The organism is Microcoleus sp. D3_18a_C4 (genome assembly GCF_036702415.1).
Taxonomy (GTDB): Bacteria; Cyanobacteriota; Cyanobacteriia; order Cyanobacteriales; family Microcoleaceae; genus Microcoleus.
This window is the reverse complement of record NZ_JAUBTI010000202.1, coordinates 1-3,388: the sequence shown is the minus strand read 5'-3', so window position 1 is coordinate 3,388 and position 3,388 is coordinate 1. Positions and strand designations below refer to the sequence as shown.

1 protein-coding gene and 1 pseudogene are annotated in these 3,388 nt (G+C 40.9%); both read right to left on the bottom strand.

Annotated features, from left to right (window positions below; translation table 11 throughout):
- Positions 1 to 189 precede the first annotated feature (189 nt).
- Entirely contained in the window at positions 190 to 1,911 is a 1,722-nt protein-coding gene (ltrA, locus tag QUB16_RS32995; RefSeq protein ID WP_445251188.1) for a group II intron reverse transcriptase/maturase, read from the bottom strand.
- 767 nt (positions 1,912 to 2,678) lie between these two features.
- Positions 2,679 to 3,388, bottom strand: a pseudogene (locus QUB16_RS32990) (ISAs1 family transposase); the annotation flags it as partial.

Genomic DNA, 3,388 nt, shown 5'->3' with positions numbered 1-3,388 from the left:
CAGGGGGAACGCATCTTATTGAACACTGTTCATCAGTGGTGAGTATATTTTGAGATAAATTCACCATTCAAAGAAGCTACAGTTAGAGTCGATAGAGGCGTTGCCACCTCTACCTCTCCTTCAGAACCGGACGTGAGACTTTCACCTCATCCGGCTCCTTGATAATACCATCCTTGTTATGGATACGATTTAAGACACGCTATCGGTTTTGACACCTTCTTTATCGTGTATTGACCCATCTGTTGCTGTCTTTGCGTCGTGGCAGTGTTTATGCAGAAGTTGCAGGTTGTCGTAGGTATCTCTTCCACCTAATGATGTCGGTTTAATATGGTCAACTTCTACAACATCTGTACTGGTAAAGTACAAACCACAGTGAGAACAAATACCCTTTTGACGCTTGATTAATGATGCAACCCTGTTAGGAGTTCCTGGGTATTCACCTCTACGCTTGCTCCAATAAGTCCAGTTTCCATCAAACGGACTAGCAACACCCTTTACTTTGATATGCCTTACGATTGGCGTATCTGAGTGCTGTGTTAGTTCTATTCCGTTCTCGGTACTAAAACACCAATTGCGGTCGCCTACTGTTCGCCAGTATTTATCCTTATTGATGTTCCCTTTTCCCCTCGTTCTTGCCCAGGCTCTTAACTTGTCATAAGTTAAATGGTCAACCTTGTTAAAGGTTTTCTTACTTACAACTGTCGAATAATAGTTTGACCATCCCCTAATTATCGGATTGAGCTTGCAAATTAAGGCAGCTTGAGGGGCGGTTTTATGGGTATCTATTACTTCGGCAATTTTGGCTAGATGAGCCTTAACCTTGGCTTTTGAAGGGGTGATTAATGTATTAAAACCTAGCTTAAAGTGTCCATTTGATGCTGCACGGTAGTTACCTACCTCATGCTGCTGTACATGGAACCCTAGAAACTCAAACCCAACATTTCCATCTAATTTGTTAAGGGTGTGGGTTAATTTTGTCTTGCTTGATTTTAATTCCAATCCCATGTCATACAACCATTCTGCAATTATCTCCTGACATTTCTTGACTACGTTTAAATCCTCATGGATTATCACGAAGTCATCAGCGTAACGGATTAGGCTAAGGGCATAACGGTTATCCCGTTTGTATCCTTTTAGTGTTTCCGCGTACTGTTTTATTCTTTCTTCCATCCCATGTAGGGCAATGTTCGCAAGTAAGGGAGAAATTACCCCGCCTTGTGGAGTACCATCATTAGTAGGAAATAATTCATGTCCTACACAGTAACCTGCTTTGAGCCATACCTTCAATTGGCGGCTCATTGTGGGGTATGTGTGTATTTTGGAGAGTAACGTTCTATGGTCTATACGGTCAAAGCATTTGGCAATATCAGCATCTAGCACATATTTGGCTTTTTTACTAATACTGTCGAATATTGCTCCAATCGCATCGTGACAGGAACGCCCTGGTCGAAAACCGTATGAGTTTGGCTCGAATTTTGCCTCCCACTCAGGTTCTAGCGCTAGTTTAACTAACGCTTGCAGTGCGCGGTCGTTGATTGTGGGTATTCCTAATGGTCTTGTTTCCGTTGTTCCGGGTTTGGGAATATTAACCCTACGAGTGGGTTTTGCCTTGCCTTCCAACTTTAACTTACCAACAAGGTTAATACGTTGCTTTGGGGTCAGCGATTTAACGCCATCCACACCAGCCGTATTTTTTCCTTTGTTATCTTGTGTTACCCTTCGTACCGCAATACATTTTGCAGACCAAGACCTAATCAGGGTCTTCTGAAGTTTGCGAACTGCTTTAACATCACCACGTTCACTCGCTTGGAATATTCGCTTTTGCAACTTAAAAGTCACCCTTTCTAGCTGGCGCCAGTTGATGTCTTTCCACTCCACCGTCTGATTGTTCAGCGTTTTAGATTTATTCATTGCTAGTTGTTTTATTCCTTTGGAATTACCGTGTATCTGTCAGCATATCTCTACCATTACAGTAGAGCCTTTCGCTTCTGATACAATCCCTCCCTTAATTACCGTTCGTTAGCTACTTACTGGTTATCGACCTTACCAGAGATAATCAAGGGTTACTTCGTTCCGAATACACATTGTTAGAGTCTTTAGCTGTGATGCTTTCCACCGGGTTTAATGGGCGGTGCTTATAAGTCGGAGTGTCAAACGCTTATGCCCTATCCTTGCCTTTTGGCGGGCGTGTTAATCAGTCTTTACCGTATTTTTCAGCGGGTTTATCCTTGATTTAGCCATTACACCATTTACAATTACGATGGTTCAGACACATCTTTGCTTTCGCTACGCATGGACTCTTGCTCGACAATTACCAAATTTGGCTTTCAGTATTTTTATCTTTTATCCCCGCTTTAGCCTATTGGTTGCTACCCAATAAACTAGGGGATATGCTTTCACTCCTGCACTTGGAGGATAGGACTTGGGCAATACCCTCACCTATATGTGTAGTCAGTTATCACCAGTTTCATCAACTGGGTTAACCATCCCATAAGGGGTTTTTTAATCCCTATTTTAGGTTAAACGAATCGCACGACACGCTTTGTAATGACTTTAGTAAGAAAACAGTAACTGATTAATGGTGGTTTTTACGCTTGTGCTAATTTTGAGACAATAAAACTATTACAACCACTGTTGACAAGTTGTATAATAGTTAGTAATGAGTTATTCGTGAGAATTTAGTTAACTGCAACAGCGAGGATTTTAGTCAAATAGTCATCATCCCACCCGGCTCGAAGTCGCTTATTTTTTGCTCCACTTTTTGAAGTTTTCTCTTGATTCAAAAGATTGAGCGAGATGTGTCTAATCATAGCAAAATTTTGGGGAGCATTATCTTTTCTAATCCGACACTCATCTTCACGAAAACCCACATCTAATACCCAATGTAAAGAATTTTCAATTCCCCAATGGCTCCGGACTGATTTACCAAATTTTTGAGCATCATTTGGTAAACTACTAATGTAATAACGAGTTTCAATAGTTGTTTTTCCCTTCACTATTCTCACGGATTCTATCATACCTATACTCTGAAATTTCTCCCATTGATTGTCGGGGTCAATTAGCTCTTTGATGTCACTGAGCATTAAGTGATGTCGAATTTCTGAGCGACCGTGATTACTCTCTTTATTTGTCGAATAAGCTGTATGTGTAAAACCCGAAAATCCTTGTCTAATTGCTTGTTTAAACAACTCTTCTACTCGGGCATACAGGGATGGTTGGTTCTTTTTTAAGGTGATTACATAATCTCCTTTTTGTTCGACAATTGACTTCACAATTGACCTCTGACAGCCCAGAGCATCAATGGTGACAATGCTTCCATTCAATTCTAATACTTTTAGTAAAGCCGGATGGGGCTGTGATTTCATTAGACTTTTTATCAACCTTAACT